This window comes from Streptomyces chilikensis, assembly GCF_001642695.1.
Classification (GTDB): domain Bacteria; phylum Actinomycetota; class Actinomycetes; order Streptomycetales; family Streptomycetaceae; genus Streptomyces; species Streptomyces chilikensis.
Window position 1 is genome coordinate 2,155,707 of record NZ_LWCC02000005.1, and the last position, 12,463, is coordinate 2,168,169.

The 12,463-nt window shown below is 73.0% G+C and carries 16 protein-coding genes; 3 read left to right on the plus strand and 13 right to left on the minus strand.

Annotation, left to right across the window (positions count from 1 at the left end):
* The first annotated feature begins 254 nt into the window (after window positions 1–254).
* Window positions 255–1,049 carry an endonuclease I family protein gene (locus tag A2U95_RS09680; RefSeq protein ID WP_166021753.1) on the plus strand — a complete coding sequence of 265 codons (795 nt, stop codon included), beginning with the start codon at window positions 255–257 and terminating at the stop codon, window positions 1,047–1,049.
* A gap of 124 nt (window positions 1,050–1,173) precedes the next feature.
* Here the strand turns inward: A2U95_RS09680 and A2U95_RS09685 are convergent, their stop codons facing one another.
* The 5 genes from A2U95_RS09685 to A2U95_RS09705 all read right to left on the minus strand — a co-directional run bounded on the left by A2U95_RS09685 (window position 1,174) and on the right by A2U95_RS09705 (window position 4,608).
* Window positions 1,174–1,530 carry a DUF2516 family protein gene (locus tag A2U95_RS09685; protein ID WP_240957258.1) on the minus strand — a complete coding sequence of 119 codons (357 nt, stop codon included), beginning with the start codon at window positions 1,528–1,530 and terminating at the stop codon, window positions 1,174–1,176.
* Window positions 1,531–1,760: 230 nt separating this feature from the next.
* Window positions 1,761–2,405 (minus strand): hypothetical protein, encoded by a 645-nt coding sequence (locus A2U95_RS09690; protein ID WP_166021754.1) that lies wholly within the window; start codon window positions 2,403–2,405, stop codon window positions 1,761–1,763.
* Window positions 2,368–2,919, minus strand: a complete 552-nt coding sequence (locus A2U95_RS09695) for a helix-turn-helix domain-containing protein (RefSeq protein ID WP_166021755.1) — start codon at window positions 2,917–2,919, stop codon at window positions 2,368–2,370. The genes A2U95_RS09690 and A2U95_RS09695 overlap by 38 nt, the downstream gene beginning before the upstream one ends.
* A gap of 43 nt (window positions 2,920–2,962) precedes the next feature.
* The gene (locus A2U95_RS09700; protein ID WP_166021756.1) at window positions 2,963–3,703 is read right to left on the minus strand and encodes an HAD family hydrolase; all 741 of its coding nucleotides are present in this window, start codon (window positions 3,701–3,703) and stop codon (window positions 2,963–2,965) included.
* Window positions 3,703–4,608, minus strand: a complete 906-nt coding sequence (locus A2U95_RS09705) for a winged helix-turn-helix domain-containing protein (RefSeq protein WP_166025012.1) — start codon at window positions 4,606–4,608, stop codon at window positions 3,703–3,705. Before A2U95_RS09705 ends, A2U95_RS09700 begins: the two co-directional genes overlap by 1 nt.
* Before the next feature lie 172 nt (window positions 4,609–4,780).
* On the opposite strand from A2U95_RS09705, the gene A2U95_RS09710 reads away from it, so the two are divergent.
* Complete coding sequence (locus A2U95_RS09710) at window positions 4,781–4,972, plus strand: hypothetical protein (protein WP_166021757.1); 192 nt, start codon at window positions 4,781–4,783, stop codon at window positions 4,970–4,972.
* Window positions 4,973–5,368: 396 nt separating this feature from the next.
* On the opposite strand, the gene A2U95_RS09715 is transcribed toward A2U95_RS09710, so the two are convergent.
* Both A2U95_RS09715 and A2U95_RS09720 read right to left on the minus strand, forming a co-directional pair.
* Complete coding sequence (locus A2U95_RS09715; protein WP_240957445.1) at window positions 5,369–6,295, minus strand: asparaginase; 927 nt, start codon at window positions 6,293–6,295, stop codon at window positions 5,369–5,371.
* Between the two features lie 131 nt (window positions 6,296–6,426).
* Window positions 6,427–7,083: an RsiG family protein gene (locus tag A2U95_RS09720; RefSeq protein WP_240957259.1), complete on the minus strand. Its 657-nt coding sequence runs from the start codon at window positions 7,081–7,083 to the stop codon at window positions 6,427–6,429.
* A 169-nt stretch (window positions 7,084–7,252) separates the two neighbouring features.
* On the opposite strand from A2U95_RS09720, the gene dtd reads away from it, so the two are divergent.
* Complete coding sequence (gene dtd / locus A2U95_RS09725) at window positions 7,253–7,678, plus strand: D-aminoacyl-tRNA deacylase (protein ID WP_166021759.1); 426 nt, start codon at window positions 7,253–7,255, stop codon at window positions 7,676–7,678.
* A 58-nt stretch (window positions 7,679–7,736) separates the two neighbouring features.
* Here dtd and ygfZ read toward each other — a convergent pair whose 3' ends face one another.
* From ygfZ to A2U95_RS09755, 6 genes are all read right to left on the minus strand, one after another.
* Window positions 7,737–8,702 carry a CAF17-like 4Fe-4S cluster assembly/insertion protein YgfZ gene (ygfZ, locus tag A2U95_RS09730; protein ID WP_166021760.1) on the minus strand — a complete coding sequence of 322 codons (966 nt, stop codon included), beginning with the start codon at window positions 8,700–8,702 and terminating at the stop codon, window positions 7,737–7,739.
* A 10-nt stretch (window positions 8,703–8,712) separates the two neighbouring features.
* A complete protein-coding gene (locus A2U95_RS09735) occupies window positions 8,713–9,189 on the minus strand; it encodes a Fur family transcriptional regulator (protein ID WP_166021761.1) in 477 nt (158 codons plus the stop codon).
* Between the two features lie 24 nt (window positions 9,190–9,213).
* Window positions 9,214–9,789: a heme-binding beta-barrel domain-containing protein gene (locus A2U95_RS09740; protein WP_166021762.1), complete on the minus strand. Its 576-nt coding sequence runs from the start codon at window positions 9,787–9,789 to the stop codon at window positions 9,214–9,216.
* A gap of 245 nt (window positions 9,790–10,034) precedes the next feature.
* Window positions 10,035–10,976 carry a hypothetical protein gene (locus A2U95_RS09745; RefSeq protein ID WP_166021763.1) on the minus strand — a complete coding sequence of 314 codons (942 nt, stop codon included), beginning with the start codon at window positions 10,974–10,976 and terminating at the stop codon, window positions 10,035–10,037.
* Window positions 10,973–11,812 carry a hypothetical protein gene (locus A2U95_RS09750; protein WP_206282851.1) on the minus strand — a complete coding sequence of 280 codons (840 nt, stop codon included), beginning with the start codon at window positions 11,810–11,812 and terminating at the stop codon, window positions 10,973–10,975. The genes A2U95_RS09745 and A2U95_RS09750 overlap by 4 nt, the downstream gene beginning before the upstream one ends.
* A partial coding sequence (locus tag A2U95_RS09755; protein ID WP_166021764.1) for a hypothetical protein occupies window positions 11,809–12,463 on the minus strand: 655 nt, incomplete at its 5' end. The genes A2U95_RS09750 and A2U95_RS09755, both read right to left, overlap by 4 nt.

Below are 12,463 nucleotides of genomic sequence, written 5' to 3' on the forward strand. Positions count from 1 at the left end.
GGCAGGACCCCAGGACCAGCGGTGACAGCGGCCACCGCGCCGCACGGCCGTGCCCGCCGGCGCCGCCCCCGCACCCTCCCCGGGCCACCCCCCGGCCCGCCCCGGGGCCTCGTCGGCGGCCACCCCCGGCCCCCGCCCCGTACGGGGCGTACGCAATCCGTCACCCAATCGGCACCTGACGGACACCTCCTCGATCGCGTGTTCATGCCAAGCTGCTGCCAGTCCCCTCAACACGCGTAGATCGGACACTCCGCATGCTCGCGATACGCAGCCGCCACCGCAGAGCGCTGGCCCTCGCCGTCGTCGCCCTCCTCGCCGGCCCCTCCCTGGCGGCGACGCCGGCCACGGCCACCACGACGGACTACGACTCGACGTACTACAGGAACGCGATCGGGAAGACGGGGACGAGCCTCAAGTCCTCCCTGCACACGATCACCAGCAGCCAGACCAAGATCTCCTACTCGGCCGTGTGGAACGCGCTGATGGTCACCGACCAGGACCCGTCGAACAGCTCCAACGTCATCCTGCTGTACTCGGGCGCCTCCCGCAGCAAGTCGCTCAACGGCGGTGACCTCGGCGACTGGAACCGGGAGCACGTCTGGGCCAAGTCCCACGGCGACTTCGGCACGGCCACCGGCCCCGGCACGGACCTGCACCACCTGCGTCCCGAGGACGTGCAGGTGAACAGCATCCGGGGCAACAAGGACTTCGACAACGGCGGCAGCACCGTCGCGGGCGGCGGCGGCAGCCTCACCGACTCCGACTCCTTCGAGCCGCGCGACGCCGTCAAGGGCGACGTGGCCCGCATGATCTTCTACATGGCGGTCCGCTACGAGGGGAACGACGGCTGGGCCGACCTGGAGGTCAACAGCAGCGTGAACAACGGGAGCAACCCGTACATGGGCAAGCTCGCCGTACTCAAGGCGTGGAACGACGAGGACCCGCCGGACGCCTTCGAGGAGCGCCGCAACCAGGTCATCTACGACTCGTACCAGCGCAACCGGAACCCGTTCATCGACCACCCGGAGTGGGTCGAGGCGATCTGGTAGGACTCCGCCGCGCCTCCACGCCGCCGCGCGCCTTCACGACCGAGCCGTCCCACCCGGCACACGGGTGGGACGGCTCGGTCACGGGCGGCCGGCCGGGGGCCGCCGGGATGCGACGGCCCGGGCCTCAGCGGCCGCCGTTGTACGGACCGTAGGGGCCGTCGCTGCTGGAGCCGCCACGGGTGCGCCGACGGCCGCCGCCCGGGAGGTTCCGCAGCGCGGGACGCACGTCCACCACGTACACGATCGTGGCGATCAGGCCGATGATCGGCAGGAACGACAGGATCGGGAAGATCAGGTTCACCACGAAGGCGAGCCCCAGGATGATCAGCCAGAACGGCTTGGTCTGCTTGTCCGCGGCGCGGTAGCCGTCCTCGCGGCGGATCGCCGCGTCCACCAGCGCGAACCCGCTGAAGACGATCAGCGCCAGGTTCAGCAGATACAGCAGGTTGCTGAAGCCCTGCATCAGCACAACGTCCACCACCAGTCTCAGGTCGCCCGGGCCCGGGGAAGGGTCCTGGGGAGGTCCTGTCAGCCCTTGTCAGCCACGGTACTCGTCTCCCCGTCCGTGGCCCCGCCCGTGGTTCCGCCCGGTCGCCCGCGCTCGTCCTCGTCGGCCCTGTCCGTGCTCCCCTACCCGGCCGGAGGGCCGGGCACCCGCGGGCGCCCGGCCCCTGCCGCCGTCCGGCCCACGGCGCCCGGCCGCGGACCCGCTCACTCGGCGGGAGGCGTGGACTTCTTCGCCGTGCGGCGCGCCGGGGCCTTCCTGGCCGGGGCGGCCTTCTTCCCCTCGGCGGGAGTCTCCGCGGCCGCGTCGCCGTCCTGCGCGGGGGCCGACGGGGCGGACCCGGCGGACTCGGCGGGCGGCTGCGCCACCGGGGTGACCGCGGCCGCCGGCCGGGAGGCCCGCGGCTCGACCGCCGCCGCGGCGTCGACCATCCCGTCCGCCGCCTCGCCGCGCCAGCCGCGGACCGCCTGCTCGCCGTGCTCGGCGACCCGCTCGTACGTCTCGCGGGCCTTGACCGCGTACTCCAGGGCACGGCCCACTCCGCGCAGCGCCAGGCCCTGCGCGGTCTCGCCCAGCTTCCTCAGGTCGGGCTCGAGACCGGCGACGACCTCGGTGACCTTGGCCTGGACGACCGTGGAGGTCTCCTTGACGCGGGCCACGGCCTTCTCCTGGACGGCCTTGGGGTCGGCGGCCTTCACGGCCTCGATGCGGGCCGGCGCCTCGGCCCGGATCTGCTCGACCAGGGCGGGCACCTTCCGGGCCTGCTGGAGGGCCAGGTCGGCGGTTCCGGCGGCGAAGTAGAGGGGCGTGGGGTCACTCAGGGTCTTGCGCAGGTCGTCGGTGATGGCCATGAGGACGGTCCTCCCGGATCGCTTGCTTCTGAGGGTCGCGCTTCTGCGGACCGCGCTTGCGCGGGTCACGCGTCGGCGCGTCGGCGTGGGTGGGCGGCTCGCACTCGTCGGCGGCCGGACGGGGTCCGCCGGCCCCGGTGCCGTTCGCGCCGTTCTCGTGGCGGAAGGCGTCGTAGATCTGGACCAGGGCCTGCTTCTGCCGCTCGGTGAGCGCGGGGTCGGCGAGAAGGGCGGCCCGGGTGTCCGGGCCGCCCGTCCCGTCGTCCGCAGAGCCGCTGCCCCGTTCGGCGTCGAGAATGCCCGCCCGGACGTAAAGAGTCTCGGCGGAGATCCGCAGCGCCCTGGCGACCTGCTGGAGGACCTCGGCGCTGGGCTTGCGCAGACCGCGCTCGATCTGGCTCAGGTAGGGGTTCGACACCCCGGCGGCGTCGGCGAGCTGACGCAGCGACAGCTGCGCGCTGCGCCGCTGCTCGCGCAGGTACTCCCCGAGACCACCGACGTTGAGCGATGCCATGACCACACCGTGCCACCCGGTGCTAACTTTTGCAAGCGCCCTGCTAGCAGGGCGCGACGGAGGTCCGCCCGGAAGTGGCGGTGAGCGCGTCGAGCACGAACTTCAGCGATCCGACGAGGTGTTGGGCGCCCGCCTCCAGCAGCTGACGCTCCCCGGCCTCGCTCCGCGCGTGCCCGAGGAAGGGGATGCCGGCCGCGCGGGCCGCCGCGAGGTGGCCGGGGGTCTCCCCCACGAACAGGGCCTCCTCCCGCGTCGCGCCGAGGGAGGCGAGCGCCCCGGCCAGCGTGTGGCCGAACTCGTCGGGGTGCCCGGTCCCCCGGCCGCACACCCTCGGCAGCGCGCCGGCGAGCCCGCGCCCCGCCACGTAGCGGCTCGCCGCCTCGGCGGCGTGCCGGGTCACCACGGCCGTGCGCACCCCCAGCGCCGCCCAGGTGCGCACCAGCGGGTCGGCCCAGGGGGTGGGCGCGGCCTTCGGCACGGCCCGGAGCTCGGCCGCGGTCAGCCGCTCGCGTAAGGCGGCCGCGAGGGCCGTGTCCGGGCCCTCGGCCACCGCGGCGAGCACCGCGTGGGGATCGCGCCCGGCCCTTCCGGCGTCCGGGAGCCGCCCGACGGCGTCCTGGCCGCCGAGCCGGGCGGCCAGGCCGAGCAGGTCGTCGGCGAGTGCGCGCCGCTCCTCACCGCCCGGCGGGAAGAGGCGGCAGAGGGGGCCTTCGAGGGCCAGGAGCACGACACGGGCGCGGGACACGAGGCGGTCCGCCTCGGCGGTCATCACATGAGGGGCCATCACGACAGTGTCAGGTCGCTGGTGATGGTTTCCCAGAGGGCGTCGAACCACTTCTGCGACTGTTCCACGAACGCCGCGTCCCGCGAGGCTCCGGCGCGCTCGAAGGAGAAGAGCAGGGACTCCGCGCTCATCCCGTCGAAGACCTCCACGGCCTCGCTCTCGCCGACCGTCTCCTCGCGCCGCGTGATCATGTAGTAGGCCATCAGCGCCTCGGAGCCGTTGAGCAGGTAGAGCTTGACCGGCGGGGTGAACGGCAGCGCCCGGAAGGTCACCCGGACGTCGACCCCGTGCGAGTGGCGCAGCATCCGCAGGTTGTGGCGCAGGACGTGGCCCTGGGCGTTGCGCTGCGCCAGCCACCACTCGTGGACCGGGTCGGGCGGCTCCAGGTCGCCGTCGGCGCGCCTGCGGCGCCCCTCGACCGGGACCGGGAAGGCCAGGTTGATGTTCCGGGAGGGCACCAGGATCCGCACGTCGATGGACTGCGGCCTGACCCGCCCCTCGTGGACCAGCCGGAGCGGCTCGGCGAGCGCCAGCATCAGCGTCTCCGCGGTCAGGCAGACCGCGTCGATCCGCACCGCCGGCTCCTGGAACGCCTGCACCAGCCGGGGCGCCAGCCCCACCATCGCCGGGCGCGGCTCGCCGGAGGGCGGACGCCGCTCCGCGATCCGCGGCGGGCTGCCCTTGCTCACGTTGGTCAGGAGACCGAGCTCCTGGAGGGTGCGCAGCGCCTGGCGCACCGCGCCGCGCTCCACGCCGAACTCCTCGGCTAGCTCGGCCTGGGTGGGCAGGCGGTCGCCCGCCTTGAGCTCTCCCGCCTGGATCCGGTCGCGGAGCACCTCGGCGATCTCGTGGGACGAGAGTCTCCTGCTGCCAGTCACTGCCACGCTCTCCTGATTCACGACCAGACGGTACAACTTCCGTTCATATCACGGAGGTTGGTTTCGCTAACCGCCAACTGGACATAACTTGAACCAACTTGGACACTTGGCAAAGTTGGACCGAGTTGGCCGCACGTCCACCACCGGGAGAGAACCACGGACCGGACACCATGAGACCCGAGACCCCTGGAGGCATTCCGTGCCCGCCCTTGCCGCACTCGCCGCCGCCCTCACCGTCGCAGCAGTCGAGCGGTACGTCGAGATGAGGTACGGCACGGCCGGACTCGTCGGCCTGCTGCTCCTCACCGTCGGCCACAAGGCCAACAGCCCGGCGTGCAGCTCCGCCGGGGCGGTGGTGCTCGCCGTGACGGTCACCTCGCCGGCCGTCTGACGCGTCAAGCCTACAACTTCGCGCCAAATACGGGGAGTTCCCGGAGAGGTGGTTAAGCGGACGGACAAGATGGATACAACTACAGATGAGTTGGTCGCCAACTCTTCCAACCTGGCGAAACGGCCGAAGGGTTGGCGTCGGCGGCCGGACAGCACGGCAGCGCTCCTCTCCGGAGGGGAGCCGGGAGCGCACCCACCACAACTGAAGAGCACGCTACGGACGCACCACCGCACCACCCGTCCATCTCACCGCCGCGCGGGAAGGAGACCCACCCAGGAGAGTTCACGGCAGGGCGCCCGCCCGCTCCGGGCGGGGCCCCTGCGTCTCCGCGACCGCGCACCGGGCCCCGGCGCCCGGGCCCTCGCCTCCTCGCGGACCGCCCGCCCTCCGCGGGCCTCAGAAGGCCGCGCGGATGGCGCCGACCTCCCGGCCGCCCCCCAGCAGCGGAGCGTGGCCGATGCGCTCCAGCACGGGGGCGTCGAGTCCCGCCCTGCGCAGCACCCGCTCCAGCACCGGGCCGAGGACGCGCGTCGCGCCGTCCTCCACCTTGAACGCCAGCGCCCGCCCGTCCGGCAGCGCCACCGCCTGGACCGCCTCGGCGCCCATCTTCGACAGGACCCCCGGGACCTCGCGCATCAGCCAGGTGTCCGGACGGCGGGTTCCGGCCACGTACTCGGGGTGCGCCCGCATCGCGTCCGCCACCCGGCGCTCGGGGCTCCCCGGCTCCGCCAGCACGAAGGAGCGGAACGCCCGGGCCAGACCGGTGAGGGTGACCGCCATCAGCGGCGCGCCGCAGCCGTCGGTCCCCACCGCCGTCACCGGCTCCCCCGCCGCCTCCTCGATCACCGTGCGGACCAGCCGCTGCAGCGGGTGCTCCGGGTCCAGGTAGTCGTCCGGCGACCAGCCGTTGAGCGCGGAGACGGCCAGCATCGCGGTGTGCTTGCCGGAGCAGTTCATGGTGACCCGTTCCCGGACGCCGCCGGCGGCCAGGTAGGCCTCGGCCTCGACCGGGTCCAGCGGCAGGTCGGCCGGGCACCGCAGCCGGTCCTCGGTGAGCCCGAACTCGCCGAGCATCTCGCGCACCAGCTCGCGGTGAAACGTTTCGCCGGAGTGACTGGCCGCCGCCAGCGCCAGCCGCTCCCCCTTCAGCGCCAGCCCGGCCCGCAGGATCGCCGCGGCCTGCATCGGCTTGTTGGCCGACCGGGGGAAGACGGCCGTTCCGGGGTCGCCCAGCGAGAACTCCACCGAGCCGTCCGGAGCCAGCAGCACCAGGTGCCCCCGGTGCCGCCCCTCGACGAACCCGGAGCGCACCACGTCGGCCAGCGGAGCCGGACCGGCGGCGCCCGACGCGCCGGACGGGTCGGGGGCGGCCGCCCCGGCGGGGCGGTCTGCGGCGAGGGCGCGGGTCTGCTCGGACGTCGGCTCGGACACGGTGCGGGGCCTTTCGGGAGGACTCAGTGGAGCAGGTCGTCCACCTGTGCTTCTCCCTCACGGTACCTGCGCGCCAGCTCCGCCCCGCACGCGTCGGCGGTGCGCTGGAGCTCCTGGCGCCGCAGCGACACCTCACGCTCGTGCCGCACCAGCCGGGCCAGCGCCATCCGCAGCTCCACGTCCGTCCGCGCGGCCAGGTCGGAGAGCCCCACCTCGTCCAGCATCCCGGCGGCCAGCCTCCGGTACTCCTCGCCGCGCGGCGCGGAGAGGGTGACGTGCCGGGCCGACGACGGCCGGTGCGCCGGAGCGTCCCGGAGGATCTCCGGCAGCCGCTCCACGACCGGGCCCGGCTGCCTCACCGGAGGCTGTCCGGCCGGCCCCCGGTGCCCCAGCTCGGCCCGCAGGATGTCGATCCGGCCCTGCAGCAGCCGCCGGAGGTAGCTGAGGTCGGCCTCCTCCCGCTGGGCCCGGCGGCGCAGCGCGCGGACCTCGGCCATCGGCAGCCCGGCCACCGGGGCCCCGGCCGCCGAGGACCCCGCCGCGGTCCCCGCAGCCGCCGCGTCCGGAGCCGTGGCCGCCATGTCGTGCGAGGGCGTCCGCTGCGCGAAGGCGCGGCCGGCCACCGCCTGCCCGTCCCGCTCGGTCGCCCGCCCGCCGATGTGCGTTCCCGGTGTCCTCATCTGCTCCAGCATCTCCTTGGTCGCCCCCGACCGGCGTGTGGACCTGCATCGTGCCACCCCGACCGGCCGCAATGTGCGCGAGTGTCCATGATCGTCCCCTGATGGGGGGTGCTTGAACCTCACGGGGGCGCACGGAACCACCGTTCGGCGGCACGGCATGATGGGGCGCATGCGAGCGGTGGTACAGCGGGTGGACGGGGCGAGCGTCGTCGTCGAGGGCGAGACGGTCGGGAAGATCACTGGTGAGGGGCTGTGCGTCCTCGTCGGGGTCACCCACGACGACACCGAGGAGAAGGCGGCGCAGCTCGCCCGCAAACTCTGGTCGCTGCGGATCCTGCGGGAGGAGAGGTCCTGCAGCGACGTGGACGCGCCGCTCCTGGTGATCAGCCAGTTCACCCTTTACGGGGACGCCCGCAAGGGACGTCGGCCCACCTGGAACGCGGCGGCGCCCGGCCCGGTGGCCGAACCGCTGGTGGACGAGGTGGTCGCGCGGCTGCGCGCCCTCGGGGCGACGGTGGAGACCGGCCGCTTCGGGGCCGAGATGAGGGTCTCCCTCGCCAACGACGGCCCCTTCACGGTCCTGCTGGAGATCTGAGACGGGGCCGGGGCCGGGGAGCCCCGGCGGGCGGCCGGCCCGCCGGGGTCCGGGCGTCCTACGGCTCGACCACGGTCTCCTGCGCGGCGGCCGTCCCCCCGGCCGTCAGCCTGGCGTCCACGGGGACGTTGCGCTTCACCAGGGCCAGCGCCACCGGTCCCAGCTCGTGGTGGCGCACCGAGGTCGTCACGAACCCCAGCTTGCGCCCCTCCGGCCCGTCGTCCGCGTCGCGGATCTCCGTCCCCGGCGGCGGCAGGTGCACCTCGCTGCCGTCGAGGTGCAGGAAGACCAGCCGCCGCGGCGGCTTGCCCAGGTTGTGGACGCGGGCCACCGTCTCCTGGCCCCGGTAGCACCCCTTCTGCAGGTGCACCGCGGTCTCCAGCCAGCCCAGCTCGTGCGGGATGGTCCGGTGGTCGGTCTCGAAGCCCAGGCGCGGCCGGTGGCCCTCGACCCGCAGCGCCTCCAGCGCCAGGATGCCCGCCGCCGGGCCGTGGGCCCCGGCGAACTCCTCCAGCCGCTCGCGGGGCAGGAACAGCTCCCGCCCGTGCGGTGTCTCCCGGGCGACGACGTCCTCCGGGGTGGCCGCGATCGACCCCGCCGGCAGGTGCACCACCGCGAAGTCGCCGGTGCGGTCGGCGACCTCGACCCGGTAGAAGAACTTCATCGACTCCAGGTAGGCGATCAGCGCCTCCTGGGTGCTCGGCTCGACGTGCGCCCAGGTGGTCGCCCCGTCGTCGACCAGGTACAGCGCGTGCTCGATGTGCCCGTGCGGGGAGAGGATCAGCGCCTCCGTCGCCTGGTGCGGGGGCAGCTTCTCCACGTGCTGGGTGAGCAGCAGGTGCAGCCAGGCCAGCCGGTCCTCGCCGGTGACGGTGACCACGCCGCGGTGCGAGAGGTCCACGAAGCCGCTGCCGTCGGCCAGGGCCCGCTGTTCGCGGAACAGGTCGCCGTAGTGCGCGGCCACGCCTTCGTCCACGCCCTCGGCGGGGACGGCGCCGGGCAGCAACAGCAAGGGACTCTTCATACGGATCACCCTACGTGTCTCGGTCACCGGGATCGCCGGGAGCGGGAGCGGGGCCCGCGGAGGAGGCGGGCTCCTTCCCGCACCGCTCGCACCGCCCGAAGATCGCGAAGTGCTTCATGTCGGTCTCGAACCCGAAGTCCGCCCGGAGCTTGGCGGTGAACTCGGCCGCCACCGCCACGTCCGCCTCGATGACCTCGTCGCAGTCCCGGCAGACCAGGTGCAGGTGGTGGTGCCGGTCGGCGAGGTGATAGGTCGGCGCGCCGTGCCCCAGGTGGGCGTGGCTGACCAGGCCGAGCTCCTCCAGGAGCTCCAGCGTGCGGTAGACGGTGGAGATGTTGACCCCCGACGCGGTCCTCCTCACTTCACCGAGGATGTCGTCGGGGGTCGCGTGCTCCAGTGTCTCGACCGCTTCGAGCACGAGTTGCCGCTGCGGAGTCAGCCGGTAGCCGCGCTGCCGCAGGTCAGTCTTCCAGTCGGTGCTCACCACACCGAAAGTCTAGGTCGGCCGGGCCTACTTGAAGAAGGCGATTCCGTCGTCCGGCATATCGTCGGGCAGGGCCTTGGCCCAGCGCTCGACCTCCTCCGGCGTGACGACCTTCTTCAGGTGGGCCGACATGTAGGGGCGCAGCTCGACCTCGGGGGTCTGCTTCTCGCCCACCCACATCAGGTCGCTCTTCACGTAGCCGTAGAGCCGCTTGCCGCCGCTGTACGGGCCGGAGGCGCCGGTCCGCGCGACGGCGTCGGTCACGACGTCGATCTGCGGCTTCTTGTCGGCCATCCGTCCGTACCAGACCTCGACCACGCCGTCGTCGCGGGTCATCACGATCTCGACGTTGCGGTCCTTGTCGATCCGCCAGAAACCGGACTCGGTCTCCAGGGGCCGGACCTTGTTGCCGTCGTTGTCCAGCACCCAGGTGTGGGAGTGGTACTCCAGGAAGTCCCGGCCGTCGTGGCTGAAGCTGACCTCCTGGCCGAAGTTGCACTTCTCGGAGCCGGGGAAGTCGTGCACGCCCGCGCCGGCCCAGTTGCCGAGCAGGAAGGCGAGCGGGACGAGGTCCGGGTGGAGGTCGGACGGGATCTCGATCATGAGTTGCTCTTCGTCGCGAGGGGCGTAAACGGTCTGGTCGGGGGCGCGGACGTCAGCGCTGGCCCTGGTACAGCTTCTTCACGGTCAGGCCCGCGAAGGCGAGGACGCCGATGCAGACAAGGACCAGCAGGGCCGAAAAGAAGATCTCCACGGATGCTCCTCAAATGAGCGCGGTATGGCGGTGTGCACAAGAGCCGGACCCCAGCTTACGCCGCCGGGGTCCGGCTCCTCCTGCGAGGTGGGCGTCAGCCCAGCAGCTGGCTCTGCAGCGCCACCGTCTGCTGGAAGGGGACGGACGGGGCCGTTCCCTTCCGCGTCTGCGTGATCACGGCCAGGACGTCACCGGCCATCACGTACGCCTGGCGGCTCTGCTCGTCGCCGTAGGGCTTCTCCTCGACGTACTCGATGGACGTGATGCCCTTGGTGTGGGCCTTGGACGGGAACTCCTTGTCGGCCACCCACTTCTCGGTGCCCTTCAGGAGGAAGCCCGGCGCCCCGTAGGGGGCCATCGCGGGCCGCAGACCGGCGTCCACCTGCTCCGCGGTGCCGAAGTGGAGCAGGAAGATCTTCGTCCGGGTGCCGTCCGGCATGGTCCAGCCGCGGGCGGCGATGTGCCGCAGGCCGTTGTCGACGAGGAGCTGCCCGACCTCCTCGCGGTCGTCCTCGCCGAACTCGGCCAGGAAGGTCTTCGTCCTCAGCCAGCCGTTCCGGTCACCGGCCAGTTCCTCGTCGGCCTCGGCGCCCTCGGGCGCGGGCAGCAGGAGCTTCCGCAGGTCGGCGTGGTGCGCGCCGGCCGTGTTGTCCTCGGCGAGGGGGCCCGGACTGCCCTCGGGCAGCGGGGGCCTGACCAGCGTGGGGTACCCCCAGCGGCCGTCCGTCGCGGTGGCCAGGCCCGGCACGTCGGTCCGCTCCATGGAGGCGATCCCGTACGCGGTCCCGGTGCCGACGGCGGCGAACACCACCACGGCGGCGGTCCACCGCAGCACGGCACGCAGCGCCCGGCGGTCCTCGGACTTCACCGGGGCCTCGACGGCCGCGGGCGGGGCTGCCCGCTCGACAACAGGGGCGGCCGCCCCGGCCGTCGCCTCGACCGCCGGGGCTCCGGCCTGCTGCGGCACGTCCGGAACGTGCTGCCTGGCCGGCACCGGCTCGGGCTGTGCGGACCGACCGACGGTCTGCTCGCTCATACCGCCTCCCCGGGAGTCTCGATGCGGTCGAGCTGCTTGACGAGCAGACCCGCGATGTCCTTCTTGTCGATCGGCTCGGCGGCGTCCGCCGTCAGCATGACCGACACCTCGCCCTGGGACGCCACGCAGTACATGCCGTCGATCTCGTCGTCCTTGTCCAGCTCGGGCAGGTAGCACCAGGCGTTCTTCTCGTAGCCCTCGACCTTGGGCCCGCTGCGCAGGAAGCCGATCCGTTCGAGGGCGTCGAACGCCTTCCGCTGCGCCTTGACGCCCTTCGCCACCGCCTCCGCGTCCTCCTGTTGGGTGAGGACCACCTCGACGAGGTAGTCGTCACCCGTGCCGGTGACGTTCGCGTAGCTGCGCATGGCCTGGCCCTTGATGCGCTGCCTGTCGATCTCGCGCTCCAGCTGACGGCGCTGGGTGCGGGGCAGTTCCTTGATCGACTCCTTGGCGAGGTCTGCGGCCTCCTTGCCGTCGAACTCCGCGTCGGAGCCGTACTCACCGAGGTCGGGACCCCGCTCGAGGCCGGTCTCCTCATAGGTGAGCAGCATGGCCCGCAGTCCCTCGTCGCGGGCCTGCCGCTCCCCCTCGTCCGCCGCGGAGGTCTCCGGGTGCTCCCACACGGGCTTGCCCGGGTCGCGGTCGGCGTCCCGGACGGTCACCGCGGTGAAGCCGGTGCCGCCGAGTACGGCGGCGGCCAGGACCACCGCACCGGCGATCCGGGCGGTCCGGCGGCCGCGGCCGGGCCTGCCGGCGGGGGCCGCGGGAACGACGGCGCCGGCAACGGCGTCAGCGGCGCGCTGCGGTTCCTCGGCCGGGGTGGGGGTCTCGTTCACAGCCGCTCCATCTGCCGCTCGGCCAGGTCCATGATCGTCTTCTTGGGGACCGGCCTGGTGTCCGTGATCCAGATCTGCAGCGAGATGTCACCGCGGTGGGCGAAGGCCCTGGCCTCGTACACCGGCAGGTAACCGGCCTTGCGCTCCGGCCGGCTGAGGACGTGGACCATGCCGTCCCCGGTACCGGGGAGGGGCCAGCTGTCGACCGGTTCCGCTGCGGTGAAGTTGTTCTGCCGGTCCGTGAGGACCGCCGCCTCGAGGTTCTCCTCATGGCGGAACTGGGCCAGCCGCACCTCGGTGAACTGGTGTCCCCGCTCCCAGTAGGCCACCGCGATCCGCCGGATCTGGGAGCCGATGACCCGGTCGGAGAAGGCGTCGGCGGGCTCCTCGAAGGTGTCCGCGAATTCGGGCATCTCCATCCAGCCGTCACCGGTGACCCGGGACGTGACGTCCTTGGCTCCCTTCGGCGCCTTGACCAGGAGGTCGCGCAGGTCGCCGTCGGTCCTCACCTTGCGGTCCTGGGCTGCCGGGAGCGGGTCGGGGCCCTCGCCCCCGGCCTGCTTCAGCTCGGGCTGGGTCAGCGACGGCAGCGCCGTGGGCTCGCGGTCGGCCTGGACCAGGAACCCGCCGCAGGCTCCGCCGACCAGGCCG